The 3264-nt window shown below is 34.5% G+C and carries 3 protein-coding genes and 1 pseudogene; 2 read left to right on the top strand and 2 right to left on the bottom strand.

What is annotated here, in order from left to right; genetic code table 11:
* Positions 1-312: pseudogene (locus BAU23_RS19075) on the bottom strand (IS4 family transposase); the annotation flags it as partial.
* Between the two features lie 344 nt (positions 313-656).
* Positions 657-1121: a DUF6882 domain-containing protein gene (locus tag BAU23_RS19070; protein ID WP_071735025.1), complete on the bottom strand. Its 465-nt coding sequence runs from the start codon at positions 1119-1121 to the stop codon at positions 657-659.
* Positions 1122-1818: 697 nt separating this feature from the next.
* Here BAU23_RS19070 and BAU23_RS19065 point away from each other — a divergent pair.
* Both BAU23_RS19065 and BAU23_RS19060 read left to right on the top strand, forming a co-directional pair.
* Complete coding sequence (locus BAU23_RS19065; RefSeq protein WP_001120954.1) at positions 1819-2151, top strand: DUF1904 family protein; 333 nt, start codon at positions 1819-1821, stop codon at positions 2149-2151.
* A 548-nt stretch (positions 2152-2699) separates the two neighbouring features.
* Positions 2700-3011, top strand: a complete 312-nt coding sequence (locus tag BAU23_RS19060; protein ID WP_071735024.1) for a hypothetical protein — start codon at positions 2700-2702, stop codon at positions 3009-3011.
* The last annotated feature ends 253 nt before the right edge of the window (positions 3012-3264 follow it).

Below are 3264 nucleotides of genomic sequence, written 5' to 3'. Positions count from 1 at the left end.
GTAGAAGTGTAGTAAATACATTTCGAAAGAAGGCTACAGAAGCCGAGTTAAATCGTCGATTCAGTCCCGCAGGACTTAATAAAATTCCAGTAGAAGTTTCTAATTGACTACAAAGTTGAGTAAGAGAGGTTGTAGAGATTTGTTGATTTAACCATACACACAAAGATAAAAAATGGTGCCCATGGCACTTACGTTTTCGTTTCATTCCATTCCACCTGCTTCTATAGCTAATTGATTAAGTGTAGAGGGAGACATATATCGATATAACTCTTCGGCAAATAAAGACAGCTCTTGTTTTTGATGCATATTCATAAAAAGCACGTCACCCTTTCTCATTAACATAAGAGAATAGTAACGTGCTTTTAAGTTTAAGAATAGTCTAAATCCTTAAGTTGATGGATGTGGGGTCCCACCCTATGCCCATCAACTTAAAGATTTTATAACACCCCAAAACGAAAAAATGAGATTTTTATTACAAGTAAGCACAATTTTTCGTTCTGGGGGTAGTTGTATTTTCTTAGCTTGATGGTGATGGGGTATCTCCAGCATTTTGGAAAAAAACAAGCTAAGTAAAAAATATAAAAAAACGTCCTGATGGACGGTTTTACTTTTGACATAATTCTCGTTATCGGAAGTACAAAAAGCGATCTTTATTGTTATCGTGTAGTTGTCGACATAATTGCCATATAGAGTTCCGTTTGACTATTTGGAGATATATACATTCCTTTTGCTTGAAGGTGTTCCACTGCAAAAGCAGTGAGTTCATGTGCTGTACTTTCATTACACTCAAAAGAAGGATTTGCAAAAATATCAAATCCTGTTAGCTGCTGAAGTTCTTTAATTTTAAGTGAATTGTTCCTTACATTGTCAGTCATACTTTTGTTTGCCCAAGACCACATCCAACTGTCACTTTTCTTTGACCAAGAACCAATAAAAATAACATTGAATTCTAACTTTACTTGGTTATTTGATTTGAACTGTAAAATACTCTCTTCTTGGTCATACCAATACTCATCAAATGTTCCTATTGCATATTCTTGAAGCAGTTTTGTTTGTTTCTCCACTAAATTTTCATAACAATAATCCAAAAACTTATCAAATTGTTCATCGGTCATTGACATCTAACATCACTTCTCCTCATTGGATAATACATATTACTATAAATGGTACCATATAGAAGAGAAAGAGATATGCAGATTTTCTTGTATATTGTATACGTGCTCAGTTAACATAACGTCTCATTATCGGTAGAAAGGAAAAAGGCGGACCCTTACTCTCATAGGGAATCCGCCTTTTTTGTTCTATGGATCTATTCAATTTTTTATACATTCCTATCTTGGCGCGGTTTTAGGGTTCTCGTTTGTTTTTGGATCAACCAAAAAACTGTATTAAATCTTGTTTGATCCTAGGGGTCACTATATATGAACACTACGTATTTGACTTTCTCAATGACCAACATTACTTAACGTGGTAAAATAATATTCGGATGGGAATCCAATGTTATTAAAATTAAAGTGGTTATCAAGTCGGAGGAAGGCACTTTAGGGTGTCTTTTCTTTTTAAAATATATTAGCGCACCATCCCTTTTTCTAATAGAGGTCGCCTCATGCCTCCTTACAGGGAGAATGATAAGGCATTTTTTATTTACCCAATTACCGAGCTCTCACATGTTTTAAATAGTTACAATACTTGTATTGCTTCAATAACATATGATCATTCTTAAGAATGTCATTGAAATGTATCAATAGATTCTAGTGCAGCAAAATAAATTGTGCTATGATGTGAGCAAATATAAAGCTATCTAACGGAGGGATTCACATGCCGCATGTTGTGTTTCGTGGAATTACTACTGAACAATTAAAACACATAAGCAAGCCATTAGTAGAAGAGCTCGCAGAGATTTGTGAGTGTGGTACGGATAATTTTACGTTGGAACTACCAAGTTCTACGTTTGTATTCAATGGAGAAGAAATAGAAGCGTTTCCTCTTATTGAAGTGAAATGGTTCGAGCGTGGACAGGAAATTCGTGATCGATTTGCCAAGGCCATTACTACATATGTAATGGATTTTGGACTTCCAGAAGTAGAGGTTGTATTTACGGTTTTCACAGAATCAGCGTATTATATTAACGGGAAGCATTGTGCAAGTTAGAGCTATTTGAAAGATTTTTGTAACATTTATAAGGGGTAGAACCACATCGCTATCAAGCTAACTAGACAAAATACCCCCTAAAAAGAAAAAGGCGTTATTCTTTCTGAGAAATCATAGGAAAGGATAACGCCTTTATATCAATATGGGGTATAGCCGCATCACTATCAAGCTAAGAAATGTAAATACCCCCAAAACGAGAAAATTTACATTTTTTTGTTTTGGAGTAGTTTTTCGAAAAAACAACAGCAAAAATCTCTCGATATTTGAGCATCCCAAAAATAATCGGTTTTGGGATACTAATTTACAGCAATTCATAAATGATTCAAAAGGTCTATGTATTTTTGAAGTACTGCAAAATATTATCTCGAACTTTTTGACACATTGTTTTTCATAGAAATTACACCACATTAAAAGGTGTACCTTTTGGGAATGTAGAACTACTTCTCCGATTTCTTAACATCTACTAGACAATAAAAGGTATAAGCTTACATAAAATAGAAGTACTATCGTGGTACGTAGTAATTATTAAATTAAAGGGGGAGATAAGGATGGTTGCTGATAAATCAAATAATTCTGATAACGAATTAAATCCTTTGGATATTGACATGATTGATACGGAAGGTGCAACAGAGGGGATTAAAGTTACAATACCACCTTACCCAGCTATGCAACCTGGAGATACTGTTATACTCCATTGGGATGGTTATACACACGACTATACGATAGATGAAGATGAAGTTAATAGCTCGATTGAAATTGAAATTCCATTCGCTGATGCTAAAAAAATAAAAAATAGAAGTGTTCCCATATATTATCGTGTTACTGATAGGGCGGGTAATACTAGTGGTCCAACAGAATAAAAAAACAAGGCAAGCTTCGTGCTTGCCTTTTCTATGATTTCATTATTTTTGTTCTGCATATTTTCGGGCATGGCACTCAAGTTCTCCAAAGTAAGCTTTACGTACGTCTTCGACAGTCATAATAGGATGAACTCTTTTTATGTTTAGACGTATGAGAATAAAAATGTTCGTAAAGGGGTCACCATACATCGCTATCAAGCTAAGCCCATACAACGTTAATTATAGTAGAGGTTGTTTCTTTTTTTAAAAAGCT

The organism is Bacillus nitratireducens (genome assembly GCF_001884135.1).
Classification (GTDB): domain Bacteria; phylum Bacillota; class Bacilli; order Bacillales; family Bacillaceae_G; genus Bacillus_A; species Bacillus_A nitratireducens.
This window is presented reverse-complemented; position numbering and strand designations above follow the sequence as displayed.